Annotated in this window: 22 protein-coding genes and 1 pseudogene; 8 read left to right on the top strand and 15 right to left on the bottom strand. The window is 55.3% G+C overall.

Annotated features, from left to right (window positions below; translation table 11 throughout):
• Nucleotides 1-194: 194 nt before the first annotated feature.
• From K1V27_RS04390 to K1V27_RS04335, 11 genes and pseudogenes are all read right to left on the bottom strand, one after another.
• Complete coding sequence (locus K1V27_RS04390) at nucleotides 195-1,139, bottom strand: methylenetetrahydrofolate reductase (RefSeq protein ID WP_258928317.1); 945 nt, start codon at nucleotides 1,137-1,139, stop codon at nucleotides 195-197.
• Entirely contained in the window at nucleotides 1,136-1,804 is a 669-nt protein-coding gene (locus K1V27_RS04385; RefSeq protein ID WP_258928316.1) for a methylenetetrahydrofolate reductase C-terminal domain-containing protein, read from the bottom strand. Before K1V27_RS04385 ends, K1V27_RS04390 begins: the two co-directional genes overlap by 4 nt.
• A complete protein-coding gene (locus K1V27_RS04380) occupies nucleotides 1,801-2,256 on the bottom strand; it encodes a hydrogenase iron-sulfur subunit (protein WP_258928315.1) in 456 nt (151 codons plus the stop codon). The genes K1V27_RS04385 and K1V27_RS04380 overlap by 4 nt, the downstream gene beginning before the upstream one ends.
• Complete coding sequence (locus tag K1V27_RS04375) at nucleotides 2,256-5,291, bottom strand: CoB--CoM heterodisulfide reductase iron-sulfur subunit A family protein (RefSeq protein WP_258928313.1); 3,036 nt, start codon at nucleotides 5,289-5,291, stop codon at nucleotides 2,256-2,258. The genes K1V27_RS04380 and K1V27_RS04375 overlap by 1 nt, the downstream gene beginning before the upstream one ends.
• A 106-nt stretch (nucleotides 5,292-5,397) precedes the next feature.
• Nucleotides 5,398-5,610, bottom strand: a complete 213-nt coding sequence (locus tag K1V27_RS22665) for a MarR family transcriptional regulator (RefSeq protein ID WP_258928572.1) — start codon at nucleotides 5,608-5,610, stop codon at nucleotides 5,398-5,400.
• Nucleotides 5,611-5,760: 150 nt separating this feature from the next.
• Nucleotides 5,761-6,156, bottom strand: a pseudogene (locus K1V27_RS04365) (hydrogenase iron-sulfur subunit); the annotation flags it as partial.
• Nucleotides 6,157-6,237: 81 nt separating this feature from the next.
• Nucleotides 6,238-10,728 carry an NAD(P)-binding protein gene (locus tag K1V27_RS04360; RefSeq protein ID WP_353740528.1) on the bottom strand — a complete coding sequence of 1,497 codons (4,491 nt, stop codon included), beginning with the start codon at nucleotides 10,726-10,728 and terminating at the stop codon, nucleotides 6,238-6,240.
• Between the two features lie 674 nt (nucleotides 10,729-11,402).
• Nucleotides 11,403-12,332: a glycine cleavage system protein H gene (locus K1V27_RS04350; RefSeq protein WP_258928311.1), complete on the bottom strand. Its 930-nt coding sequence runs from the start codon at nucleotides 12,330-12,332 to the stop codon at nucleotides 11,403-11,405.
• Between the two features lie 381 nt (nucleotides 12,333-12,713).
• Complete coding sequence (locus tag K1V27_RS04345) at nucleotides 12,714-13,283, bottom strand: archaemetzincin family Zn-dependent metalloprotease (protein WP_258928309.1); 570 nt, start codon at nucleotides 13,281-13,283, stop codon at nucleotides 12,714-12,716.
• A 9-nt stretch (nucleotides 13,284-13,292) separates the two neighbouring features.
• Entirely contained in the window at nucleotides 13,293-14,636 is a 1,344-nt protein-coding gene (locus K1V27_RS04340) for a sigma-54-dependent transcriptional regulator (protein ID WP_258928308.1), read from the bottom strand.
• Complete coding sequence (locus K1V27_RS04335) at nucleotides 14,629-16,575, bottom strand: PAS domain-containing sensor histidine kinase (protein WP_258928307.1); 1,947 nt, start codon at nucleotides 16,573-16,575, stop codon at nucleotides 14,629-14,631. The genes K1V27_RS04340 and K1V27_RS04335 overlap by 8 nt, the downstream gene beginning before the upstream one ends.
• 316 nt (nucleotides 16,576-16,891) lie before the next feature.
• On the opposite strand from K1V27_RS04335, the gene K1V27_RS04330 reads away from it, so the two are divergent.
• Nucleotides 16,892-17,185, top strand: a complete 294-nt coding sequence (locus K1V27_RS04330) for a hypothetical protein (protein WP_258928306.1) — start codon at nucleotides 16,892-16,894, stop codon at nucleotides 17,183-17,185.
• A 107-nt stretch (nucleotides 17,186-17,292) separates the two neighbouring features.
• On the opposite strand, the gene pgm is transcribed toward K1V27_RS04330, so the two are convergent.
• Nucleotides 17,293-18,939, bottom strand: coding sequence for a phosphoglucomutase (alpha-D-glucose-1,6-bisphosphate-dependent) (gene pgm, locus K1V27_RS04325; RefSeq protein ID WP_258928305.1), 1,647 nt, complete (start codon nucleotides 18,937-18,939; stop codon nucleotides 17,293-17,295).
• Nucleotides 18,940-19,302: 363 nt separating this feature from the next.
• On the opposite strand from pgm, the gene K1V27_RS04320 reads away from it, so the two are divergent.
• The gene (locus K1V27_RS04320; RefSeq protein ID WP_258928304.1) at nucleotides 19,303-19,821 is read left to right on the top strand and encodes a lytic transglycosylase domain-containing protein; all 519 of its coding nucleotides are present in this window, start codon (nucleotides 19,303-19,305) and stop codon (nucleotides 19,819-19,821) included.
• A 10-nt stretch (nucleotides 19,822-19,831) separates the two neighbouring features.
• Here K1V27_RS04320 and K1V27_RS04315 read toward each other — a convergent pair whose 3' ends face one another.
• Nucleotides 19,832-20,191 carry a hypothetical protein gene (locus K1V27_RS04315; protein ID WP_258928303.1) on the bottom strand — a complete coding sequence of 120 codons (360 nt, stop codon included), beginning with the start codon at nucleotides 20,189-20,191 and terminating at the stop codon, nucleotides 19,832-19,834.
• A 202-nt stretch (nucleotides 20,192-20,393) separates the two neighbouring features.
• Here K1V27_RS04315 and K1V27_RS04310 point away from each other — a divergent pair, with 202 nt between their 5' ends.
• From K1V27_RS04310 to rtpA, 6 genes are all read left to right on the top strand, one after another.
• On the top strand, nucleotides 20,394-20,744 hold the full coding sequence (locus tag K1V27_RS04310) for a YajD family HNH nuclease (RefSeq protein WP_258928302.1): 351 nt from the start codon (nucleotides 20,394-20,396) through the stop codon (nucleotides 20,742-20,744).
• 179 nt (nucleotides 20,745-20,923) lie between these two features.
• Nucleotides 20,924-21,466 (top strand): bacterioferritin, encoded by a 543-nt coding sequence (locus K1V27_RS04305; protein ID WP_258928301.1) that lies wholly within the window; start codon nucleotides 20,924-20,926, stop codon nucleotides 21,464-21,466.
• 400 nt (nucleotides 21,467-21,866) lie between these two features.
• Nucleotides 21,867-22,985: an alanine dehydrogenase gene (gene ald / locus K1V27_RS04300; RefSeq protein ID WP_258928300.1), complete on the top strand. Its 1,119-nt coding sequence runs from the start codon at nucleotides 21,867-21,869 to the stop codon at nucleotides 22,983-22,985.
• A 207-nt stretch (nucleotides 22,986-23,192) separates the two neighbouring features.
• Complete coding sequence (locus K1V27_RS04295) at nucleotides 23,193-23,531, top strand: hypothetical protein (RefSeq protein WP_258928299.1); 339 nt, start codon at nucleotides 23,193-23,195, stop codon at nucleotides 23,529-23,531.
• A 23-nt stretch (nucleotides 23,532-23,554) separates the two neighbouring features.
• A complete protein-coding gene (locus K1V27_RS04290) occupies nucleotides 23,555-24,073 on the top strand; it encodes a hypothetical protein (protein ID WP_258928298.1) in 519 nt (172 codons plus the stop codon).
• Nucleotides 24,074-24,470: 397 nt separating this feature from the next.
• Complete coding sequence (rtpA, locus tag K1V27_RS04285) at nucleotides 24,471-24,653, top strand: anti-TRAP protein (RefSeq protein ID WP_258928297.1); 183 nt, start codon at nucleotides 24,471-24,473, stop codon at nucleotides 24,651-24,653.
• Nucleotides 24,654-24,700: 47 nt separating this feature from the next.
• On the opposite strand, the gene thpR is transcribed toward rtpA, so the two are convergent.
• Together thpR and K1V27_RS04275 are read right to left on the bottom strand one after the other, a co-directional pair.
• Nucleotides 24,701-25,306, bottom strand: a complete 606-nt coding sequence (gene thpR, locus K1V27_RS04280; RefSeq protein ID WP_258928296.1) for an RNA 2',3'-cyclic phosphodiesterase — start codon at nucleotides 25,304-25,306, stop codon at nucleotides 24,701-24,703.
• On the bottom strand, nucleotides 25,303-26,556 hold the full coding sequence (locus K1V27_RS04275) for a CinA family nicotinamide mononucleotide deamidase-related protein (RefSeq protein ID WP_258928295.1): 1,254 nt from the start codon (nucleotides 26,554-26,556) through the stop codon (nucleotides 25,303-25,305). The genes thpR and K1V27_RS04275 overlap by 4 nt, the downstream gene beginning before the upstream one ends.
• Nucleotides 26,557-26,750 lie beyond the last annotated feature (194 nt).

The raw sequence follows: 26,750 nt of genomic DNA, 5'->3' as shown, positions 1-26,750 counted from the left end.
CGAGAAGTATGAGTGAGATCGGGAAATAGAGGTCGGACCACAACAAAAAGAACGAGCCCGACACGGCTGAAAAAACAGCCTGTCGGGCTCGCCAAATAACGCAGGGCTGAAGCCCTGAGCTGCATTCTTCTGACGGCGCGGAGTTCCGTGTTTACGGATGGACCGACGGCCCCGCTTCAGGGCCGGTCAGCTTTCTAGTCCACTTTCGGTCGCGGGTAGAGTCCGCCGCCCTTGACGATTTCGGGCACCTTTTCTTCCCATTCGATGGCCATGATGTGAAATCCCCGAACCCCTTCAACTTCCTTGAGTTCCTGGATCTGTTCGATGCACATCTTGATGCCTTCCTCGGCCTGTTTGTCCTTGGGCACCCCGGCCAACCGCTCGATCACCGAATCGGGCACATCCATTCCCGGCACCTTGTTTTTCATGTACTTGGCCATACCGAGGGATTTCATCGGGGTCAAGCCGGCCATGATATGCGCCTTTTCGTGCAATCCGCGATCCACCACCTGCTGCATCCAGAGTTTGAATTTGTCCATATTGTAAATGCATTGGGTCTGTATGAATTGAGCGCCGGCGGCAATTTTCTTGGCAAGGCGCGCCACGCGGATCTCGAAGGGGTCGGCAAAGGGGTTGGCCGCGCAGCCGATGAACATTTCCGGCGCAACTTTCATCTCGAAGCCGCTCAGCAGCTTCTTTTCATCGCGCATCATTTTTACCGTTTGGATCAACTGGGTGGAATCCAGATCAAACACATTGACGGCGGTGGGATGGTCGCCGAAGCTCTGATGGTCGCCCGTCAAGCACAGCATGTTATGGATGCCGAATGAGGCGGCGCCGAGAATGTCCGCCTGCATGCCGATGCGGTTGCGATCCCGGCTGACCATTTGCAGGATGGGCTCGAAGCCCATCTGCTTGATGCGGATGCATGCCGCCAGGCTGCACAGGCGAACCACCGCCGTCTGGTTGTCGGTGACATTGATGGCATCTACATAATCGCCGATGAGGTTGGCCTTTTCTTCTACTATCCTGCCGTCAGCACCGCGCGGAGGCCCACATTCAGAAGTAACGCCGAAGTGTCCTGCATCCATGATCTTTTGCAGCTTACTTGGGGTCTTAGCGGAGTTGTTTGTGCTCATACCTGTGAAACCTCCTTGATGATCTTACGGGGTCCCCCGTCTCTGCTGGTGGCCCAATTCTTGGGGTCGTTCGGCCGCTCAAAACGATCCAGCTGCCCCAGTTCTTTCAGTCGTTCGTAGATCAGGTGCCAGCCACAGGCCGTTTCCTTGCTGATTTCACACTTGCCGCTGGAAGAGCCGCCGCATGGACCGTTCGCCATGCGCTTCGAACAGCGGGCGATCGGGCAAATGCCGCCGGTGGTCGCCAGAATGCAGTCGCCGCAGGCCTGGCAGCGCTCAGTCCATTCTCCCTTTTGTTCGGTAACCCCGATGAAACAGGTGTTTACTCCCGGGAAAATGGGTTTCTTGGAGAATCGTTCCGCCAAAAACTGCACTCCTGCACCGCATGCCAGCGAAACCACCGCATCGTACTTTTCGATCTGATCATCGAGCTGAGCGATGTAAGGGCGATCGCACTGACGGGTAAGGCTGGTTTCGTCCACTCTGGCATCTTTGCCCTGTTGTCTGAAGTACATGCGCAACGCCGATGCGAGCACCTGAGCTTCTTTCATGCCGCCGGCTTCACAAACGGTCACACAACCGTCGCAGCCGGCTACGAGTACGCTTTTGAGATCCTTGACCAGTTCGATGATCTCTTCGATGGGTTTCGGTTTGGCGATAATCATGCAGCTTCCTCCGTCGTAGGCCTTCCCGCGGCCTTCCTTTTGGCAATCCTGATAGGGCTGGGCCCCAGGGCTTTTATCTTTTCGGTCATCTCCCGGGCAATTTCAGCGAATCTGGGACCCTGACCTGCGGACAGATTATACATGGCGACACGTTCTCCCCCTACACCAATCTTATCCAGGATTTCCTTAACGTACGCCACCCGCTTTTTGGCTCTCAAATTCCCCGCCTGATAGTGGCAATCACCCTCCAGACAACCGGCAACGAAAACTCCGTCGGCTCCCTCTTCCATGGCTTTCATCAGGTGAAGGATGTCCACCCGCCCGCTGCAAGGGAGCTTTACGATTTTGATATTCGTTGGGTAATTCAATCTCATGGAACCTGCCAGGTCCGCTGCAGAATACGCTCAGTAACTGCAGCAAAAAGCAACAATAACCGGTTCAAACTGTTCCATTACATGACTCCTTCCAATAAAGCATGCACATTTTCGAGGACCTGATCATCCTCATAATGACTTAGCTGAATCGTTTTTGCAGGACACTCGGAAACACAAACCCCGCATCCCTGACACAGGGCTTCGTTGATCTCGGAGACGTTTTCTTCGTTGATCCGCGGAACGCCGTAGGGGCAGCTCATAACGCACACCAGACAGGCTGCACAGTGAGTCTTGTCCACATGCGCTACGGCTCCACCGACACTCAGGGTCTTGCCGGCCAGAAAGGTGCCGGCGCGGGAAGCGGCGGCCAAAGCCTGGGTGATGCTCTCACTGATGAGCTTGGGACTGTGGGCGGTGCCGCACAAATAAATCCCCTCCGAGGAAAAATCCACCGGTCGAAGCTTTGCGTGAGCCTCAATGAAGAAGCCGTAAGCATTGCGGGGAACCTTCAAGTGGGTGGCCAGTCTATCGGTTTCATTGGCAAGGGTGGCCGCACTCAACACCACGGCATCCACCGGAACCTTAACCGGCCGCTGCAGCACGTGGTCATGGAACGTCACCTCTACGCCTTCTCCGTTACGGTTCACCACGGGTGGATTGTCCAGTTCAAACCGGGAAAAGATGATACCTTTCTTGCGCGCTTCAGTATAGTAGTCCTCGAGCAAACCGTACATTCTCATGTCGCGATAGAGAATGTAAATATTCATTTCCGGATTGAGTTCCTTGAGCTGCAGGGCATGTTTCACCGCGCTCTGGCAGCAGATGCGGCTGCAATTGGGGTTTTCTTCGTTGCGCGAGCCAACGCACTGGATCATTACGACATTGCTCCATGTGGCGGGATCACTGCCGTTGGTCCGCTCGTGCAGAAGTTTGTCGAGCTCCAGCTGGGTCATGACCCGGTCGCTTTCACCGTACATGAATTCCTTGGGCTGGTATTCGTGCGCCCCGGTAGCGACAATGGCCACTCCATGTTCGACGGTTTGTTCGGTTTTGTCCGGGCCGTGCTGCACGGTGGTGGTGAAGTTGCCCTTGTATCCCTTGAACCCGACCACCTCGGCTTCGGTGAGGACGGTAACGTTGTCATCGGATTTTACTTGGGTGATGAGACGGTCCAGGTATGTCTGCACATCGAGGTTCTCTATGGTGTGGGAGACTCTGCGGGCGAGGCCGCCAAGCTCTTTGTCCTTTTCCACCAGCACAGCCTGGAATCCCTGTCTGGCCAGGTTGAGAGCCGCGTTCATGCCGGCCACCCCGCCGCCGATCACGAGCCCGCTCTGCTTGATCTCGACCTTTTTCTCGTGCAGTTCTTTGAGCAGGCCGGCTCTGGCCACAGACATCCTGACCAGGTCTTTGGCCTTGTCGGTAGCCTTCTGCTTATCGTTCATGTGCACCCAGGAATCCTGGTTGCGAATGTTGGCCATGTCAAACAGGTACTTGTTGATGCCCGCTTCCAGCAGCGTCTCCCGGAACAGCGCTTCGTGGGTGAGGGGGGTGCAGGCGGCGACCACCATGCGGTTGATGCCCTTTTCCTTGATCACCTCCGCCATTCTCACCTGAGTGTCCTGGGAGCAGGTGAACAGGTTGTCTTCCACGTGAACCACATTGGGGAGTGTACGGGCATATTCACGCACGGCAGGGACATCGACGATGCCGCCGATGTTGATGCCGCAATTGCAGACAAAGACACCAATGCGCGGCGGCTCTTCACTCACGTCTCTTTCCGGGGGAAGTTCCCGGGTGCGTGTCTCGGTCCAGCGCATTTCGCTGAGCATGGCGCTGGTGCCCGCGGCGGCACCGGAAGCCTCCATAACGGACTGAGGGATGTCCTTGGGCGCCTGCAGGGTTCCGCATACATAAATGCCGGGTCTGGAGGTGGCCACCGGCATAAACCCGTCGGTCACCGCAAAGTGATGCTCATTGAGCTCGACCCCCAGCCGCTCGGCCAATTCGATAGTGCCTTGGCCCACTTCAAAGCCCACCGACAGGACCACCATGTCAAAGACTTCTTCTTTTTGCTCGCCCTTTTCATTGGTGTAACTGAGCCTCAGGTCACATTCGCCTGCGGGCTCGATGGAATGGACGCGCGAGCGAATGAAGCGCACGCCATGTTCCTTGGCGCGGTTGTAGTACTGCTCGAATTCTTTGCCGTAGGTGCGCATGTCCATATAAAAGATGGCGGTATCCAGATCGGCGTGAGCGTGTTCCTTGGCGATCACCGCCTCCTTGATGGCATACATGCAGCAGACGGCCGAGCAGTAGGAATTATCGCAGGCGTTGATATTGCGCGAACCGACACACTGCAGCCAGGCAATTTTATGTGGCTCTTCCCGGTCATAGGGGCGCATCAGGTGACCCCGATAGGGTCCTGAGGCGCTCAATATTCTTTCGAATTCGAGGCTTGTGACGACATTTGGAAAGTTCAGGTAGTTGTAGGTGTCAAACCGCGATGGGTCGAATACCTCATTGCCCGGTGCCAGGATGACCGATCCCACTTCGAGCACCTTTTGACGCGCCTGATCGTCGTAGTGGATGGCTTCGGCCAGGCACACCTTTTCGCACAGCCCGCAGCCGATGCACACCTCGCGGTCAATGGTGAAGCCGCGCGGGATCGCCTGCGGATAGCGCATGTAGGTTGCTTCCCTCAGATCGAGGGCCTGGTTGAATTCATTCACTGCGGTGGCCGGACAGACCTGTCGGCACTGGCCGCACGCCGTGCACGCGGCAAGATCGATATAGCGGGGCTGAGTCTGAACGGTCACTGCGAAGTTGCCCGCTTCCCCTTCAATGGAAGCCACTTCCGTATTGGGGTGAATATCGATGTTGAGGTGACGTCCCACTTCCACCAGTTTGGGAGAAATGATGCACATGGCACAGTCGTTGGTCGGAAAGGTCTTGTCCAACTGGGACATGATGCCGCCGATGGTCGGGGACTTGTCGAGCAGGTGCACCAGATAACCCGAACTCGCCAAATCGAGCGATGCCTGCATGCCGGCTACTCCTGCTCCGACAACCAGCACGGCCCCTTTTTTCTGATCATTATTTGTATTAGCCATAATCACCCTCTTCGCGTTCGTATATTGCGAGTTGTCCGGCCCTTGATGCGGGGAGTGCCCGAGGGCTGCCGTCCCGCGGCGGCCCGCAACTCGAACTGCGACGCAGCTACGCCGCCAGTCTTATGAATTTGGGAGTAGATCCTTCGAAACCCTTGAGATCAGCCAACCCGCGTCGTTCCAGGTCGTTCAGCTTAAGCGACACCGTGTATACGGGCAATCCGGTTCTGGCAGCCATCTCTCGCACCGACAGCGGCCCCTCCCGGAGCGCTTCCAACAGCAGGGCTTTCTGGTATTCGTCTTCAGCCACCTCTCGTTCCATTTTCTGAAAGGTTTCCAGATCAATCTTCTCGTTGTAGACGTTGCCGCGTTCTGTCAGATGCCGATCCATGCCGGTCAGCCAGCGGATGCGCGGAGACTTCAGGGCGCCTTCAATGGCTGCCAGCTGCAGCCGGTGCTCCTGCGCGTCGAAAGGTCCCAGTTCTTGAGTGGATTTAGTCAGTTCCTTGACGGTATCAGCAAACAGCTGCCCTTCCGCGGCACTGACCCAGCGCAGGGCCATGCGCCGCCTGCCGATTCCGCAGATATCCAGCAATGTTTCCACCATTTTCATGCGCTTGGATGCGTATACATTACCTTCCAGGTAATGGCAGTCACCAATGTGTCACCCAAACACCGCAACTTGATCGTATCCGCTTTTCAATCCTTCTATGACATAGAGAGGATCGACGCGGCCGGAGCACATAGTGCGGATGACCCGCAGGCTGGACGGGTACTGAAATCGGGAAACGCCCGCCAGGTCGGCTCCGGCATAGGCACACCAATTGCACAGAAAGGCCAGGATTTTGGCTTCAAAGGCATCACTCATTTGTTTTCTCTCCCTCAATGATTACTGTCGGCAGGCTGCGGGAACCGCCAGCGGTTCAGCTCCCGCAGCCTGAATCTTTGGCTAGCCTCGTCCTCCGGCGTAAATCGCAGCCAGAATCTGACGGTCGCGGAAGTGTTTCATGTCGATGGCTTTCTGCGGGCAGGCTGCGGCGCAAATGCCGCATCCCTTGCAGGAGGCCGAGATATTTTCGGCGCGATAGCCCTTGCCGTGTACCTTGACCAGCCGAATGGCGCCAAACGGGCAGGAGGCTTCGCACAATCCGCAACCGATACAGAGTTCCTGGTCCACCGCCGATACGATGGGCTCCACCTCGACGTAAGGCTTGCTCAACACGGTTGCCGCCCTGGCGGCGGCAGCCTGGGCCTGGGCGATGGATTCTTCCAGGGGCTTGGGATAGTGGGCCAGACCCGCGACGAACACGCCGTCTGTGGCAAAGTCCACCGGGCGCAGTTTCATGTGCGCTTCCAGGAAAAAGCCGTCCTCGGTGAGTGGAACCTTGAAGTAGTTGCCAAGAGTCTGCAGGTCCCTGGGGATGATGGCCGTAGCCAAATTCAAGTGATCAACGTACAGGGAAATGGGTCTGCCGAGGATGTGGTCGGTGACGGTGATTTTCAATTTCTCCCTGCCGTCCACGGCAGCCTTCTCGACCACCGGCTTGTTGTTCAAGGTGTAGCGGATAAACAGCACACCGAGCTCACGCGCCTTACGATAGAGCTCCTCGCGCTGACCGTAGGTCCTGAGGTCTCGATAGAGAACATAAACATCCAGGTCCGGTTTGCGGGTTTTCAGCTCAATTGCCTGCTGGACCGACGCGGTGCAGCAGATTTTGGAGCAGTATGGGCGCTGCGGCTCACGCGAGCCGACGCACTGGATGAAGGCAACGGCGTCGGCCTGTTCCAGGCGCTCCGGTTCGCGGGCATAGAGATCCTCAAGATCGTGCCACTTGGTCACGCGTTCCGTCTGGCCGTAGAGGTATTCTTCAGGATTGAATGAATGAGCTCCCGTGGCCAGGATGGCGACTCCGTGATGCAGTTCGCGAGCTGCCCCGCCGGCTTCCACGGTGGTGAAGAAATTGCCCACAAATCCGCCCACTTCCTTGATCTGGGCACCGGTGATGATCTCTATCTTTGGGTGGCTCACCACGCGCTCGCCGAGATCTTTGACGTACCCGGCAATGTCCTCGCCCTTCCAGGTCTGTTTGACCTTGAGGGCATGTCCGCCCAGCTGATCTTTCTGTTCGAGCAGGTATGTGTGGTATCCCTGATCGGCCAGATTGATCGCTGCGCTCATACCGGCGACGCCGCCGCCTATGACCAGTGCATTGTGATTGAGCTCCACCTGCAGCCGGTCGATGGGTTCCAGCAATGCCACCTTGGCCACCGCCATGCGAACCAGGTCCTTTGCCTTTTCCGTGGCCTTTTCGGGCTCCGCCTGATGGACCCAGGAATCCTGATCCCTGATGTTGGCAAATTCAAACAGGTAGCGATTCAGGCCGGCTTCTCGAATGGTTTCCTGGAACAAAGGTTCGTGGGTGCGGGGCGTGCAGGCGGCCACCACAATGCGATTCAGTCGATGCTCGTCGATGGCTTCGCGCATCAACTGCTGGGTGTCCTGACTGCAGGTGAACAGGTTGTTGGCCACGAACACGACGTTGGGCAGCGTTTTGGCGTAATCTCGCACGGCGGGAACATCCACCACGCTGCCAATGTTGATGCCGCAATGGCACACAAAGACCCCGATGCGCGGTTCTTCACCGCCCACCTGCAATTCGTCCGGGTAGGTCTTTGAATGCACCAGGGTATTGCGGGAATCCGCAAGGGAAGCCGCTGAAGCCGCGGAGGCGGCGGAAGCTTCCATCACCGAGTAGGGGATGTCTTTGGGGCCGGCGAAGGCGCCGCAGGCAAAAATGCCGGGGCGTGAAGTGGCAACGGGAGAAAAACTGCTGGTTTGTGCAAAGCCGTCCGGGTCGACGGCGATGCCCAGCCGTGCGGCAAGTTCTTTGCCCTCGTTGGAAATTTCCAGGCCGATGGAAAGAACTACCATATCAAACGTTTCGCTCTGCATGGCGCCGTTTTCATCGGTATAAGCGATGGCCAGATCGTCCGACCCCGGTTCGACGGGCTCGATGCTGTGGACTCTCGAGCGAATGAAGCGCACGCCGTTTTCGTTTTCCGCGCGGTTGTAGTAGCGCTCGAATTCTTTTCCGTAAGTGCGCATGTCCATGAAGAAAATAGCAGTATCAAGGGGGTAGTCGGAATGCTCCTTGGCGATCACCGCTTCCTTGATGGCATACATGCAGCAGACGCCCGAGCAATAGCCATGAGCGGCATGGTGAATGTCACGCGAGCCCACGCATTGCAGCCACGCGATTTTCTTGGGAGGCTGGTGGTCGGACGGCCGCACCAGATGCCCCTCGAAGGGACCGGAGGCACTCAGGATCCTCTCAAATTCAGTGCTGGTGACCACGTTCGGGTACCTGCCGTAGCCGTAGTCATAGACCTGCGGGTCGAAGGGTTTGAAGCCGGGTGCGGCAATGACCGATCCAACCTGCAGGGTGACCACTTCTTCCTGCATGGTGTGATCGACGGCGCCGGCCTTACACGCGGTGACACACTGCATGCACTCGGAACAGGCCATGCAGTTGAGGCATCTGGCGGCTTCCGCCAGTGCCTGTTCTTCGGTCAAGCCCTGTTCCACCTCGGCAAATCCGCTTTTTCTTTGAGCCATTGGCAAAATGGGCATCTCCACCCGAGCCCGCTTTTCGATCTTGTCAGGGATGGGAACAAAATTTTCCTGGGGAAGCTCGAGACGCTTCCGCCCGGTCGCCATGTCTTGGCCTTTGAGGTAGCGCGATATGGAGATGGCCGCCTCTCTGCCGTGGGCCACTGCACCAATAGCCACCCAGGGGCCGGTCTGCAGATCACCGCCGGCAAATACGCCCTCCCTGCCGGTGGCGTAAGTGACCTCATCCACTTCTATGGTTCCCCAGCGGGTCAGGCACACTCCCGGCGTTTTCGCGAGGCATATGGAATCAGGAGTCTGGCCGATAGCCGGGATCAGCAAATCGCTCTCCACGCTGAATTCGCTGCCGGGAACCGGGATGGGTCGACGACGGCCGGAAGAATCAGGTTCGCCCAGTTCCATCCTGACACATTGCACCCCGATGACGCGGTTGTCTTTAGTGAGGATTTGTTGCGGGGCGGTGAGATAGTGAATGTCGATGCCTTCGGCGAGAGCGTCTTCGATTTCGTTTTCGCGTGCCGGCATTTCTTTGGACGAGCGCCGGTAGAGAATACTGACCTGGCTGGCTCCCAGACGTTGGGCGGCGCGCGCGGCATCGATGGCGACATCGCCGCCGCCGACAATGACCACCCGACCGTCCACGCGGGTCAGCCGGCCCTGATTGACCCGGCGCAGAAAGTCAACACCGTGCATGACCCCTTCAGCGTCTTCGCCGGGGATGTTGAGCTTCAGACTGCGGTGGGCTCCAATGGCGACGTAAACCGCCTTGTACCCTTCCGCAAGCAGGCTCTCTACGGTGAAGTCTTTGCCCAGAGCCTGATTGTATTTGATATCGACACCCAACCGGGTGATGGCTCTGATCTCCTTGTCGAGCACTTCCGGAGGCAGGCGATAATCCGGTATGCCGACTCGCAGCATGCCGCCGGCTACCGGCAATGCTTCAAAAATGGTCGGCCGATAGCCTTCCAGCGCCAGAAAATGAGCTGCGCTAAGCCCTGCCGGACCGGAACCGATGATGGCGACCTTCTCATCTCGCTTATCAATTTCGGGGATGGGCAGGTCTTCAATGTCCACCTTGTCGGCAACAAAACGTTTGAGGGCGCAAATGGCCACCGGTGAATCGACCTGGCCGCGCCGACATGCGGTTTCGCAGGGGTGCGGGCAGATGCGGCCGATCACCCCGGGCAGCGGCAGCGTCTTCAGAATGACTTCCATGGCTTCCCGGTATTTGCCCTGCGCGATGAGCGCTACGTAGGCGTGGGCGTTCACCTGGTTGGGGCAGGCATTGGTGCAGGGAGAGCGGTCGCGCTTGTCAATCATGTAACCGCTCGGAATAGCTTGAGCATAAGGTTTGTAGGTGGCCTTGCGGATGGACAGCCCCTGCTCAAATTCGTTGGTCAGGGTGACCGGGCACACCTCGGCGCAGTCGCCGCAGGCGGTGCACTTTTCCAAGTCGATGTAGCGCGGCCTCTTGCGCACAGTGACCTGAAAATTGCCCTGCTCCCCCGCCACCCTCTCGATTTCGCTGGCCGTCAGCAGGTTGATGTTGATGTGACGGCCGATTTCGACCAACTTGGGTGACAGGATACACATCGAACAGTCGTTGGTTGGAAAGGTCTTGTCGAGTTGAGCCATAACGCCGCCGATGGCCGGTGATTTTTCGACCAGATGGACATAATAGCCGGAATTGGCGAGGTCCAAAGCAGACTGTACTCCTGCAATGCCGCCTCCAACCACCATGACCGAACCGACGGTATGACCGTTCCCTCCGGGTTGTGCTTTCAGTTGCTCGTCTTTTCTTTTTTCCATCATTCCCATTCCTGTATGTATCTCATTTTGTTGATTTATTCTCACCTGACCGGGGTGTTCGAATGGCAGGCATGGAGAAAGTGTGTAACTATAACACTGTCTCATATCTCCTTTCAAGGCTGAAACAACTCTTTTGTTTAAACATAAAATCAAGACATCTCAAAATGTTAGAATATTTTTAATAGGCACTATCGAGCTTCATCCCCACTGCCGGAACCGGCATGCACCTGCCTGGCGCCCTCGGAGTGCACTGCATGAAGAGGAATAGGGGAGCGGCGAAAGAGAGTAAGTGACTAAGTTACACTTTTCACATCGGGGGCGCCAACAAACCGCCACGATAAAAACAAAATATTTCCCTTCCGTCAAGAATATATAGTTAAATTAAGACAATCTTTGACAATGGGACTGATACTTAACGGTTTTTTTAGCAGCTTTGGGGTGGAAGGAACTGCGGCATGCGGTATGCACCGCCTGGAAGATTGTTTCAAACCTTCATGAATCGGGCGAGGAGAGGGATTTTAGCAATTTTTGAGGCTTTTTTCCACATACAAAAATGCGTCAACGGGGGGAGAAAATGGTGCGGCTCTGCCACCCGCCCCGGCATTGCATTGCGAGTTTGGCAGAGCCACTTCCTGCAGCGGGTCATTGAGCCCACGCTGTCGTGGGGTGCGCCGTCAGGTGCGCAGAAATGAGCGGGTCAGACGGTTCCAGTCCAGATCCGGCAGACTGCCGACCACATCTTCGATCACACCGCCGTCCGCATAGGTCACGCCCACTTCACTGACCATCTCCACCAGCTTTTGATGCTCTGCGTGGAGCCATTCGGTGCTCTCCTTTCCATAGAGGAGGTCTTGCAGGTTCTTTTTCATGTCCACCGGATCGAGAACCATGAGCCAGCCGTCATTGTAGGGTTCTTGCTTGACGATGGTCGGGTCCTTGACGGTCTCATAATTGACCGCCGTCACTACGCCGGAGATGGGCGCGAGCACGGAAGCCGTTTTGCCGCCTCGCTTAAAAGCCATGCCGACTTCACTGAATTTGATCTGTTCACCGGTCAGCGGCAATTCCAGGTTGTCGGCCGGTCCAAACAGTTTCATGCTGAAATCATCGAGGCCGATGCGGATGCGGCCGCCGGCTTCGACTCTTGCCCAGGAGTGACCCAGGTGGAAAAAATGGCTTTCGGGCAACCGGTACCCGTCGACTTGGGGGATATTGCTGACGTGATAGGGAAGCTGAAGTTCCATGCCGTCTTCCAGCACCTGATCGAACTGGCAACTGTGGCATTCAAAATCGTATGGACAGAGCCTGTCCGGTGCTCGGCCGGTGAGCGTATGACGGCACTTGCGCTCCACCCCCTGGCGCTTTTTCATCTTTTCCTGCCAGGGAACAATGCTTGCCTTCTTGCCGCTCGGCGGCAACCCCTGCAGCCGGGCCAGAGCGTTCTTGTCGGCGGTCTCTTTCATGGCTCTGTCAAAGGAGCAGGTGTGGCAGTTATAGTAATGGTTGCACAGCTTATAATCGATGACTCCGGCTTCCATCCAGATACACTTTTCCTCGCCGTTTGGCACCGCTTTGAATCGATTCACCTTGATTTTTTCTCCCATCTCACATCCTCCCTGGCGTTGACTGGTATGCTTCCAAGTTTCTTGCTTGCGTGGCTCCAATCGGTATCGCCCGTCTCTTGAGCAAGTCCTGTGCCACTCCTGTTGTGACGAGCCAAGTAGCTTAAATGGCTATATAAATTCTTAGTTTTGTCGGAAGTTGATCGGAATAGCCGGGCGTGCATGTGTGGCAATCTGCCACCTTGGCAAACCATCAGTCCCTGCACCTTACATATAACCCATGGCTTTTACTCGATTAAATGTTTCTCGCTGGAAAACGCTACAGGGTGTTGCAATATGCCACATAAGGAGTCTCGTTTTGATGAGCGGGGCAGCAATCGGGGAGGGTATCGGAAGGGTCCAGGGGGGAGGAGGAGAGTTGGCTCAGGCTTTCAGAAACAGGTCGGCGGCCATGTGCCACAGCATCAGTTCACGGCAGGCGCGGCAGAAGAAGGCGAACTTGCGGTCCGCGCACTGTACACCCACCGAATAGTGCATCACGCAGTCGGGGTCGGCGCAGTGGCGCAGACCGAAGGTATGCCCCAATTCGTGAATGGCCTCTTTTTCCACTCTGTCGCACAGCGGCGGACATCCCGGGAGCACTCTGCCGTCGGTGTCCCCGCGCAGTCTGAAGGTTGAAATGACGGCTCCTTTGCCGCCGAACTGCGCTTCCCCAAAGACGTAGGAGAAAATCGGGCTGAACAGGTCGAAGTTAGTGATCCCAAGGATCTTAAGTGCGTCAGCGGGGCATATTTGGAGGAGTTTTTTGAGAATCAGGTTGGAATTGTATTGGTTGCGGGCGTGATCCAGCGTGCAGGGGAGGATCTCCTGGTTTTCCATGACCCTGCTCTCTAGCGCAAAGTGCTCCTGAATGCTCTCCGAAACGGCCACGAGGTGCTCCGCTTCAACTTCGCCAAGGCGCACCACATAAATGATTCTGGGACGGATGATCATGTTGCTCAGCTATTGCCGTTTCAACCCGAACTTCTTGATTTTTTTATGCAGGGTGCTGCGGTCGATGTTCAGTACACGAGCCGTCTGTGCAACATTCCAGTCGTTTTGTTGGAGCATTCTGGCAATGTGCCTTTGCTCCACCTCTGCGAGGCTTTCAGGTTCCCGCGCGACCCTTTGCTCGGGATTGCAGAAAGGCAGATGGCGCACCTGCAATTCCGGACCTTGATCGATTACCGTGGCCCGTTCAATCACGTTTTCCAATTCGCGAACGTTGCCCGGCCACGAGTAGTTGAGCATCCAATCCAGGGCGGCCGGTTCGACGCGGTCGAATTTCTTGTTGAACTCGACGTTGTATTTCTCCATAAAATGGCTGATTAATAGGGGAATATCGTCTTTCCTCTCGCGCACAGGCGGCAGGTGGATGTTGACTACGTTCAGGCGATAAAACAGGTCGCTGCGGAACTGTCCGGCCTGGACCGCTTCGGCCAGGTTGCGATTGGTGGCGGAGATGAGGCGCACGTCCACGTCGATGCGCTCGGTGCCCCCCAGACGCTGAAAATTTTTTTCCTGCAGCACTCGCAGCAGCTTGATCTGAGTTTTCATGCTGATGTCTCCGATCTCGTCCAGAAACAGGGTGCCCGCGTGGGCCAGCTCGAAACGGCCTTTTTTGATGCGATCCGCACCCGTGAAAGCACCCTTTTCGTAGCCAAACAGCTCGCTTTCCAGCAGGGTATCGGGCAGGGCGGCGCAGCTCACCGCGATGAACGGGCTGTAACGGCGTGAACTGTTGGTGTGAATGGCACGGGCGACCAGTTCTTTGCCCGTTCCCGTCTCCCCTGTGATGAGCACCGTGGCGTTGGTATCGGCTACCGTTTCAATGAGCTCGAATACCTTGAGCATTTGCGGACTCTTGCCGATGATGTCGCCGAAGCGGTAACGCTTGGTCAGCCGTTTGCGCAGCAGAATATTCTCCGTGACCAACTGCTGGTGCTCGACGATCTTCTTGAGCATCAGGGTGAGCTCTTCGACGTCCAGAGGTTTGACGATGTAGTCGTAAGCCCCTTCCTTCATGGCCTGGACGGAGCTGGGTACCGAGGCATAGGCGGTCATCATGATGATGACGGTTTGTGGCGCGATCTCTTTGATTCGCCGCAGGACTTCCAGCCCGTCCATGCCCGGCATCTTAAGGTCCAGCAGCACGATGTCCCAATTTTCTTGGCCAATGGCCTCAATGGCGCTCTGACCATCGTGCACGGCTCGTGCCAGGTAATTTTCTTCCTGGAGCCAATTGGTTAAAGAGAGACAGACGATTGGTTCGTCATCAACTACCAGAATTTTTGCATCCTCATGCATGGCTACACCCGTTTGGTTGCAAGTCCTGATTGTGGTCGGTCCAGTTCCCCTTGGACGGTTGGAATGTGATGGTGAAATGCGTGCCTCTGTGCAAAGCGCTTTCCGCCTGAATCTGGCCCTGGTGGCGGCGGATGATTCCGTAAGCCACCGAAAGTCCTAATCCAACGCCTTTGCCTTCGGCCTTGGTGGTGAAAAAGGGTTCGAAAATTTCTTCCAGATGCTCCTCGGGAATGCCCACTCCCGTGTCTTCAATGTCGATTTTGATGACGTCCCGGTCTCGATCATAGGCTGCGGATACGCTCAACCTTCCGCCCTCCGGCATCGCCTCGATGGCATTCCAGAAGATATTCATGAAAGCCTGCTGCAATCGTTTGGAGTCACACAGGATGGGGGGGATCTCGGGTTCGTAGGATGTGACCACTGCAATTTTATTCAACTGCGTCCGATGCTTGATGATATCGAGAGTTCGAGTCAAGATGGTGACAACGTCCGTTTGGCTGAAGACAATTTCTGATTGCCGGGAGAAGTCCAGAAGATTTCTGGCAATCTCGCTGCAGCGACTCGCTTCGGAATTCAGCAGGTTCACGAAATTGCGAAGATCAGCCAAGCGATTCTCGGGGAAAGGCTCCCGCTGCAGGATCCGGTTGACCAGCTTGGCAAAAGTCAACACACTGGTCAGTGGATTGTTGATCTCGTGAGCCACTTCCGCCGCCAATTTGCCGATGGAGGCCAGGCGCTGGGAGATCTCCAGTGATTTTTGCAGGCGTTTGATTTCAGTGATGTCCCGCACGAATCCGATTGTGGCGACTCGGCCTTCGTGGGAGGAAAGGGCCACACTGAAGAGAGCGCTGATGGTTGTCCGATCCTTCTTGACCAACTTGAGCTCGTAGGCATGGGTAATGCTCTCGCCCCGCTGCCGGTCCCGGTAGCGCTTTAAAATTTCCGCTGCATGGTGTTGAGGAACCAGGTCGGCAATGGTCTTGTTCAGCAGTTCTTGTTCCGTGTAGCCGGTCATGCGACACAACGCTTCATTGGCATAGCGGAATTTGGCCTCGGTTTGGCCTTGATTCTGGATAATGAATATTCCCAGGTCGGCCACGTTGGCTGCCTGGACAATGGCTTGATGACGTTCGGTGAATTCCGCCACCTCATATCTTAGTTTTTTCGTTTCCGTGATGTCCTTGAGCTGCCCGAGTTTTCCGATGGATCCGTCCCGAGTCTTGAGGGGAAAGCTCCTGACCTGGTAGGTCCTTCCCAGGTTCGGCAGGTGATATTCCTGGAACCCGCACTTTTCTTTCCTGATGGTGTCCATCACGCTCCATGGGCACACTGAATCCCTACCGAATAGTGCTTTGTAGCATACTTCCCCGGTGTGATCCCCGATCAGGCGGATGAGGGCGTCATTCATGAAGAGGATGCGGTAATTATGCGAGACAATGTAGATTCCATCCTCCAGACAGTTGGCAACCCATATAAAGATCTCGTGCTCTGACTCCAGAGCCATTTCCATGTTTTTCTGAGTGGTGATGTCATTCAGTATACCTTGTATGAACAGGAGTCTGCCGTCATGCTGTGAAAAAATGGGGCCCCGCATCTTGACCCATTTCAATTCTCCCTGTTTGGTTATGATGCGGCACTCGGCAAGGTAATACGATTCATTTTGCAGCCCCTTTTCGCGGGCATCCATGACCATTTGACGGTCATCCGGGTGGACCATGTCCAACCAGCTGATAGCCCGGTTGAGTAAGTCCTCGCGCGCATATCCGGTCAACTCGCATACCCGTTTATGGAACAATTCGAAATGCCAGTCGCCGTCCAACCGAAAGTAAAGCAAGTCCCTGGTTTCAAACTGGATTTCCTGGGGGTAGACTTTCATATTGACGATCTTCTGCAATTCTTTCACTTGACGCTGAAGATCGGTATAGCTTGGCCGTTCCATAAAACTCCCTAGTATGCTTCGCTCTACCGCGTTTCTATTTAAGATTCATGCTAATTGTAACTGCTGCGGGCAACCTCAAATGGTAAAGGCAACGACACATGCAATCCGCCGTGGTTGGCAACTGCATCCTTATCACCCCGGCTGTTCTTGAATTTTGTGCTGATGCCACGAGGTATCATCCAGGCCCTTGCACAGCTTCATTATATGAAATAATTCCATAATGTTGACAGCTCACTCGAGGATGCTCAGAATAAAGAAGAAACCACAAAAAGAGACGGGGTCCAATCTTTCAACTTACAATGCGGGAGGTAAGGCCATGAAAGCCGGAATCGTTTTTACAGGAACCGGTCCCATCTTGATTTTGACGTCCTACGATTCTTTTGGCGACAAAAAATTTGTGGATAAATTGAATGCCAAAGGGATCAAAAAATTCATTGCACATGAAGTACCCATCGATAAAGTGAAAGAAAAGTATGGGATGCACTACACGGTAGTGATGGGTGACCTCGATGAATCCGACGACTTGCGTGTTCTAGACTACGATGGCCACCACATTTTCCTCAGTTTTTCTTTCAACGATATGGGGGAACCAGTTCGCTACGAACCGTAGGCTACCGCTTCGAGTGCGATCTACCACGGGGTGCAAAGGTGCAATTGGAGCACGGTCGGAGGTTTAAACCGCGCTCCAGGCCCCAGAGAAAACGCCAAGGGTTAGGCTCATGCCGAGGCGAGCGCAGCCCGAACGATATTTTCGGCCTCTTCTTGAATCTCCCGCAAATGTTCTTTGCTCCTGAAGCTCTCTGCATAAATTTTGTAGACATCTTCCGTGCCTGACGGACGGACGGCAAACCAGCCATTTTTTGCGACCACCTTCAAACCGCCAATGGATGCACCGTTGCCCGGCGCCGTTGTCAATTTGGCTGTTATGGGCTCCCCGGCGAGAGCATCGGCAGTGATTTGGCGGGGGGAGAGGTGTTTGAGAATGGCTTTTTGCTCACGCGTGGCGGGCTTATCCAGGCGTTCATAGATGGGACGGCCGAATTTTTCAGTAAGCAGTTGATAATGTTCGCCCGGGTCTCGCCCGGTCTTGGCGGTTATCTCAGCGGCTAACAGATCCATGATGATGCCGTCCTTGTCGGTGGTCCACACGCTGCCGTCGTGGCGCAAAAAGGATGCGCCCGCGCTTTCTTCGCCGGCAAAACCGTAGGAACCGTCAATGAGGCCCTCCACGAACCATTTGAAACCGACCGGCACTTCTGAAAGTTTCCTGCCAAGGTGTTCAGCTATCCGGTCGATCATGCTGCTGCTCACAAGCGTCTTGCCGACGGTTGCCCGTTTTCCCCAATCAGGGCGGTGTTGAAAGAGGTACCAGATGGCCACGGAAAGATAGTGGTTCGGGTTCATCAATCCCACACTCGGGGCCACGATGCCGTGCCGGTCACCGTCTGGATCGTTGCCGCAGGCGATGTCGTAATTGTTCCGCATGCCGATGAGATTGGCCATGGCATAGGGCGAGGAGCAATCCATGCGGATTTTGCCATCTTTGTCTACGGTCATGAAAGCGAAGGTGGGGTCCACCACCTCATTGACTATATCAATGTTCAAACCGTACGCGTCTGCGATCGGCTGCCAGAATCCCTCAACAGAACCACCCAGGGGGTCAACCCCGATCTTGATATGCGCGGACCTGACGGCATCCAGGTCAACCACGTTCCGCAGGTCACTGACATAAGGCTGAACGTAGTCGTGATCGTGGGTTGTCCGGGCTTTGACGGCCCTGTGAAAATCCACCCGCTTGACCGACCTGTTGTTTTGCTCGAGATATTCATTGGCTCGATTTTCAATGATTCTGGTCACCTCTGTGTCAGCCGGGCCGCCATTGGGGGGGTTGTACTTGAAGCCGCCATCTTCCGGCGGGTTGTGCGACGGCGTGACCACAATGCCGTCGGCCAGTGCCGATTTGCGGCCGCGGTTGTAGGACAGAATTGCGTGGGAAATGACGGGGGTGGGTGTATACCCGCCATTTGCCTGGATCATGACATCCACTCTGTTGGCCGCAAGGACCTCCAGGGCGGTGGCGAAGCTCGGTTCGGACAAAGCATGTGTGTCCATGCCGAGATACAGGGGGCCGCCAATATCTTGCTGTTGTCTGTAGTCGCAAATTGCTTGAGTGGTCGCCAGGATGTGCGCTTCGTTGAAGCTGCCCTGGAGGGCAGATCCGCGGTGCCCGGACGTGCCAAATGCGACCCTCTGAGCGGGATCAGTGACATCGGGGCGAATGGTGTAATAGGCGGTCACGAGCTTGGCCACGTTGACCAGCATTGACCTGGGTGCGGGCTTACCTGCCAGCGGATGTAACGGCATAGGATGCATCTCCCTCATCAATTGACGGTTTAGCCATTCAGCGATACCTCCACAGGAGCCGTCGCAATCGATGCTCCGCAACCACCGCAACCTGAGATCGGCCCTTCGCCTGACGCGGTTGAACCGCCGCTGAAGCCCTGCAGGTTAACGTGGCGCAGGCATCATGCGGGCTGCCCCTGGAGTCGCCGAACGGCGTTTCGATCACGATAACCACAATCGTAAACATGGTAACTCTTGTTGTCCACGTTTTCCGCTGGGGCAAAGGTCAATTCCTGACTCCCGTCGGTTCGAGCGGTTTCAAGCACAAAAAAAATCTTGAAAAACGGGCCGCAACATGTTTTGCTCGAAATTGGAGAATTCCCTATGAATCGTGAGCGCAGAATAATCATTGCCCTGGCTATTGGACTTCCGCTTTGCTTTGCGGTCTTTGCATATTTGGTGCAACCGCGTTTGATCAGGGACGTAGCGCATTATTTGCGGCTGACGGACACGTCTTATTACGATCCCTATATTCTGGCTGTCAGTAAGCGCCATGGCGTTGACTTTCATCTGGTTAAAGCAGTAATCAGGGCGGAATCGAAATTCAACAGCCGCGCCGTTTCTCCCAAAGGAGCAATGGGGCTCATGCAGATGATGCCGGATACCGCCGACCATATGGGCGTGTCGGACCCTTTTAACCCGCAAGAAAACATCGAAGGCGGCGTGCGTTATCTGAAGCGTCTCCTGAAGATCTTCGACAATGACCTCGAACTTGCGCTCGCCGCCTATAACGCCGGCCCTACAACGGTGAAGCGCTATGGTGGGGTTCCTCCTTACAGGGAAACCCGCGCCTATCTCAAGAAAGTCCTGCGATTCTATTCGGAATACAAAAACAATACCTGATTGCCGTCAATCACCAAAGCCGGATCACTTTCCTGCCTTCCTGGAGGGCCCCTCTGACCTTTTCCATGTGTCGCAGGGAAGCGATCTGTCGTTCGAGCTCCACCGGTTTTACATTCAGTCGTGCGGCCAGAACGGCAGGTTCCATGCCGCCGCTTTCTGCCAGAATTGCGAGAATTTTTGCCTGCAGCTCATTGATTTCGGGCTCCCCCCCGCCCAGTTCTTTCAACGTCTTGGCGCTGTGCACCGCCCATGGATCGCAGGTACGAGCCGGGGAAAGGCTATCCATATAACAGTCTTCACATAAGACCTGCCCTCCGAATTCGCGGTCGTCACCGGGATCGATCGAGGTCCCGCATTTGTCGCATTGCATTGGGTTCTCTCCTTAGCTTTCTCTGATTTCAAATCTTCCCTGAATGTCAGCATTTATTGGTTGCATTATCTTGTTTATATCCCCAGTGCCGGTATATTAATTTAGTACACCATGTCGGAAATTCAACACCCTTGACATCAGGGCAAGCATTGAACGAGCCCTCGGAGGTTTTTTTATGGCACCGCAGGATAAAGGGAAACCAATGGACAAGACGGATCAAATCATTGCCGAAACCCGTCGCAACCGGGAAAAGACATACCGCGAACGAGCCCTAAAGCTGTTTCCCTGGGTATGTGCGCGATGCGGCCGCGAGTTTTCGGGCAAGCGACTGCGTGAGCTCACCGTTCACCATAAAGACCATGATCATGACAATAATCCTCCCGACGGAAGCAACTGGGAGCTGTTGTGCCTGTTCTGCCACGATAATGAGCATTCCCGCTATGCGGATGCTGAATGGAGCGCCGCGACCCCTGCGCGTCGGGATAACGAACCGCCCTCCACAACGCATCAGCCGTTTGCTGCGCTGGGGGATTTGCTGAAAGGTAACAGGTAGGGCGAGCCGTCATGGGCTCCGGGCCTGCACCTTTCAGGTTGAAGCAGGGAACGGTGCGGATGCCTTCAACATTGTTTTTCTCTTGTCACACAGACAGCCGTATTTTAAATAATAATGGATTGTGTCGGTGAGATGTTTACGCTGCAAAGGATCGCCCAACAGAACTGCGGGAGTGAATCATGGCTCAAGAATCGAGACAAGAGATCAAGAGTAAAGTCATTGAAGTGCTCAACCAGGCGCGGGCCATGGAATTGCATGCCATCGGCCAGTACATGAACCAGCATTACAATTTGGATGATCTGGACTACGGTGAATTAGCCGCCAAAGTCAAGCTGATAGCCATTGACGAAATGCGTCATGCCGAAATGTTTGCGGAAAGAATCAAAGAATTGGGGGGAGAACCGACCACGGACATGGCAAGGAAAGTGGAAAGGGGCCAACCGGTGGAGGTGGTTTTTCCTGCCGATGCGGATCAGGAAGATGACACCATTGCCGCATACAACAAATTTCTGCAGGTGTGCCGTGAAAATGGTGACAGCACCAGTGTGAAACTGTTTGAAGCCATCATCGACGAAGAGCAGCTGCATTTCAATTACTTCGACAGCATCGCCGGGCACATCGAAAAACTTGGGGCAGCCTACCTGGCCAAGATTGCCGGAACTCCCTCTGCTACGGGATTGCAGACCCAGGGGTTTGCCGCACGACAAGGTGGTGCAGCATAAATGTTCTTCATGGGCGGGTTGGTTGCTCAACCCGCCTTTCCCCGATCGATCCCCTTCCCTTGCTGTGGTCGTCCGTTTCCCTCAAGATTTGTCCGCAATCTGATGATTCCTGCCGAGTAGACCAGCACGCATCATTCCGAAGGGCCTGGTGGTTTATCGCCCGTTGTCGTTGATTCATGCATTCCAATCACGACTCAATCTCCTGGAAAACAGCTTTGTTTTTTCCTCAAAGTCTTGCATAGTATATCCGGCGTTGAATCCAGACGTATTCTCGCTTGGTGGTGACTGGCCTGGAAGGCATTGCATGTGCTGAGGAGCACCGCCGGCGTAAGGGCTGAGAAGCTTCAGCGGGTCTGGGAGCCTGTGGGAGTGTGCTGCGCAAAGGCAAAAGGGAGAGAAGATGATCGTTGGGGTTTTGAAGGAAATCAAGGCGGAAGAAAACAGAATCGCCATGACTCCTGCGGGAGTCGAAGTGATGAAGCATAACGGGCACACCGTCTTGGTGGAAAAGTGCGCTGGGGTCGGCAGTGGCTTTGGAGACGGAGACTATGCCGCAGTGGGGGCGCAGCTTGTCGCCACCCCGCAGGAAATTTATGACCGTGCTGAAATGATCATGCATGTGAAAGAGCCTTTGCCTTCCGAATACGGTCTCATTCGGGAAGATCAGATCATTTTCACCTATCTGCATTTGGCTGCCGACGAAGAGCTGACCCTGGAGCTGATCAAGAGGAAATCGGTCAGCATAGCCTACGAAACCATCCAGAAGTCCGATCGCTCGTTGCCGCTGCTCACCCCCATGAGTGAGGTGGCCGGCAGGATGGCCATTCAACAGGGGGCGAAATACCTGGAAATGGCGCAGGGGGGGCATGGCATTTTGCTGGGTGGTGTTCCCGGAGTTGACCCTGGCCATGTGGTGATCATTGGTGGCGGTGTGGTCGGAACCAATGCGGCCAAAATGGCCTGTGGCCTCGGTGCCAAAGTGTATGTGCTCGACATGAATCTTGACCGTCTAAGATATCTGAGCGATGTGATGCCGAAAAATTGTTTTCTTCTCTACTCGAGCCCTGCAGCCATCCGGGATCTGATCCCAAGGGCCGATGTCGTGGTCGGTGCGGTTTTGATTCCGGGTGCCAAGGCCCCTCGGCTCATCACACGTGAGATGTTGAAGACCATGAAGAAGGGTGCAGTGTTGGTCGATGTGGCCATCGATCAGGGGGGGTGCTTTGAAACGTCCCGGCCGACCACGCACAAAGATCCGACTTACGTGGTAGAAGGCGTTATCCACTATTGCGTTGCCAACATGCCGGGCGCGGTTCCCAAGACCTCAACCCTGGCCTTGACCAACGCCACTTTGCCCTATGCCGTAGAGATTGCCAATAAGGGTTGGAAACAAGCCATGCTGGAAAATCCCGAAATCAAACTGGGAGCCAATGTGGTGCGAGGCAGCATAACTTTCAAGGCTGTAGCCGAAGCTTTTGGCTTAGACTACCGGCCTATTGATGATCTGCTTGCCGATTGATCCTTGGAATATCCCGGATGCTGCCCCAGTCCCTCGCATCAATAACGGCTTTCGCGGCCGCAGGAGCAGGAGGTTTCGCCTCTGAAACGAAAAGTGCTGGACCTGCCGGGCAGCACCTTGAAAGACGGCGAATAACAGTTTAATTTAGTAAAAATATGCGGAATAAATTATAAACCTTATCATGCGTAGTCAGAGGACATGCACGCTATGGAATTAGTCAATCATGACAGTTTCTTCCAAGGGCAGTTGGGAAAGATGTTTTATGTGGGCTTTCTCAAGTCAGCACAGGCGTGGTTTCCGTTGTGTGTAGTGGGAGATTCAGACGATGGCAAACTGGACACTCTGGTTCTGGCAAGCTCACTGAAACTTATGGACGAAACCGTGAAATCCTTCGCCCAGCGGATCTCGCACATACACGAAACGTTTGTGCAATATCTCACCATGGAAGAGATTCAAAACATCATGGGCAAGTATTCGCTGGAGAAGATCGCGATGGTACAGGAAGATTTCGGATCAGGCTGCGGCTGCGGTTGTGGTTGCAGCTGACGGAAACTTTCCAGGGAGAAGCCATGGCCAGAATCATTTACGCTCACCCGAGTCAAACCAAGTATGCCTACCACATCTACACGGATTTGGATTTTTGGGATGCCAGGCGGTTGCTGAAAGACCTTGCCACGGTTCGCAGAAATTTCGGCAGCAGCCCCAGCGGCGACGAGTTCCCAACGCAGGTGGTCGTCAGCAATTCGATCCCGTCTGTGGTGAGGAAGATTGAATCACGCCTGCGCAGGGCTGTCATTTCACCGCCTCGCCACGTGGTAGTGCGCTCCATGGTATACGATGGAAAATTCACATTCAATCCCCTCGACTACTATCCGCAGCGCTGGTCGAGGAGCCGCATGATGCATTTCACTTACCATCGGTTACCGCTGCAGCAGGGATCGCTGTGCAATCCGTATCAGACCGTCAAACTCTCCTGGCGTGGTGATGAAATACTGGTGCAGCGAGTGCAGCGGCAAGAAAAATATGACCCCATCATCCGCAATCTGAAGGAAGCCAAAGCGCATGCCATAGTACCAAGCTGTTTTTAGGCTACATGCGTGGGGTTGAGGTAGGCTCTGATATATAGACAACCGGAAGGATAACCAGCGTGGAGAGCATTGACCGGCCTATCTTGACATTGTCTGGACATGGGTCTTTGCCGGTTCTGTACGCCGGTATGAAGATGGCTTCGGGCGGCGGAAGGCCGCCCGTATCCCCATAACCGCACACCACCGGCTGCCTGCCTCAAACACCGACTTCTCCTCCTTCATACGCCAAGACAATTGGGCTGCTGACCAGGATCATTGAACTGGGGTTGGTGGAAAGACGGCGCACACTGAGGATATCCATCAAGGCGCATTAGAATATGACATGAGTGACGACGTGCCTGGCAGAGGGTGAGGCAGGTTTAAACGCCGGTTCAAGACAGACAATGACGGGGATGTTATGGGACTGCCGGAACTTGAGGTGAAATGCTGGAGATGCTGGGGCACGGGAGTCGTTTATGGCGAAGACCATGCTGAGACCATCGATTGCCCGGAATGTGGGGGAACCGGCTGGATTGTTACGGAGGATGGTCAACGCCTGCTCGATTTTTTTGAGCGGCACTTTGTCATCGATTCGGATTAGCCGGCAGGCCGTGACACTCGCCCCCCATCAAGGTCTGTGCGATACCGTCAGGGAGGCTCCGTTACAAGACCGTCCCCGAATCCATCTGTCCCAGTGCCTAAGGGCACCCGCAACAATGGTTGATAAATTGGGCCCGTTGGTCTCAAATCGCTTCTATACAGTGTGAGTTCTGTCACTGCAAAGGCTCCCGCCGTAAATTGCCGGTGGGCCAGAAGGGCCTCCTGGAGCAGATTCAGGTGTTTCTTGCCCTTAACTCGACCGAGTGTCAAATGCGCCTTGAAGGGCCTCTCCTCGGCTGCAAATCCAAGCGTGGTTAGAGCCGTTTCAACTCGTTTGTGCAGTGTTTGCAGCAGATCCACATCACCTCGCAATCCCACCCAAACAACCCGCATTTGCTTGAGGGAAGGAAACGCGCCGCATCCGGCAGGCTGCAGGTGTACGGGATGGATACCGGTGGCCGCCTGCTGCAGCGCCTGCCCGATCGGTTCGATTTGTTCGGGGGAAACATCGCCCAGGAACTTTAAGGTAAGATGCATGCGCTCAGGCTTGACCCAGGTGACCAGCGCTCCGCTCATTTTCAGTTCCCCGGCAAATTTTTCCAGTTCACGTTTGACCAAAAACGGCACATCGACGGCAATGAAGGTTCGAATCATTGTAATAAAATCCTCCAAAGAAGAACCAGTGCGGCCTGGGCCGCCTGCTCGCGGACCACTTCGCGCGGCCCTGCAAATAGATGCTTTTGAACTGTGGTGTGGGAGTTCGTGGAGCAGGCGATGAAAACCGTTCCGACGGGCTTGCCCGGCATTCCTCCCGCAGGTCCGGCTATGCCGGTGACAGCCAGAGCCACATCGGCTCTTGCCTGCTGCCGTGCTCCTTCGGCCATTGCCCGGGCGGTGGGTTCACTCACCGCTCCATGCTGATTCAGTAGGTCCGGCGGCACTCCAAGCATCTCCATCTTGGCTTGATTGCCGTAGGTGATGAAAGCCCGTTCAAAGTAGTCGGAGGCTCCGGCAACGCTGGTAATCCTTTGGCAAATAAGGCCTCCGGTGCAGGATTCGGCGACGGCCACCTTCCAGCTCCTTGCTCGCAGTTGCCGGCCCACTACGGTTTCGAGTGTATCATCGTTGAGCCCGCTGATATGCTGCGCACCCAGGCGATCGACAATGTGTGCCTGCACCTGCTGCAGCCGGGCGGTCGCCGACGCCTGGTCTTTGCCTGTTACCAGTATGGTCACCCAGTTTTCATAAAGCTGCGGCAGATAACCCACTTGAACGGCTTCATCGTGCCATGACAGGCTTTTCAAGCGATGGCCAATGACCGATTCCCTGAGCCCCTGTACCCGCATAATCTGTTTGACGTAGACCGGCCGTTCAGGAAACCGCCGCTTGAGGTCGGGGAGAACCTGGTCACTCATCAATTGCTGCATTTCCGCAGGCACTCCCGGCAGGAAGTAGCACACCACGTGGTCATGTTCCAGGATGAATCCCGCCATGTCTCGTCCTATCTTGACAGCACCCTGGGGGAGTTCGGTCAATTTGTCCAATTCCTCGGACCAGCTCAGTCCTCGCCGGGTGCATGCCTCCTTGAGACCTTGACGGTAGCGGTCGTTGACGACTAATGGAAGGTTAAAGGCCTTGGCCGCGGCGGCGCTGGTTCGATCATCCTCGGTGGGACCGAGGCCGCCGGTTATTATGACAAAACTCGAATCTTCCAGGCGGGTATGAAGTGCCTGGATGATTTCGTGTTCCGCGTCGCCGACAGTCACCATGGAGCGCAGACGAAAACCGTTTGAGCGCAGACATGCAGCAATATAGTGGGCGTTGTCGTTGGGTATGTCTCCCAGAAGAATCTCATCGCCAACGGTGATGAGACTGCCCATGATCTGTTTTTGCTCTTGCGTCATGAAACCCTTCCCAGACGTCCACCCGGACGTGCGCGTTTGAAGTGATCCCAATGGACGGCACCTTGCCACAGCACCTTGCGTTCACTGAATATAGGGTGTGGGCGCCCATATTTCAAATCAATTGGTAAACACTCTGCATGCGGCGACACAACGGGATGCGACCGGTTCTCGGGGGAGCCTGGGCGCGCCTGACA

Origin of the sequence: Desulfoferrobacter suflitae (assembly GCF_022603395.1) — a bacterium.
Lineage (GTDB): Bacteria > Desulfobacterota > Syntrophobacteria > Syntrophobacterales > Syntrophobacteraceae > Desulfoferrobacter > Desulfoferrobacter suflitae.
This window is presented reverse-complemented; position numbering and strand designations above follow the sequence as displayed.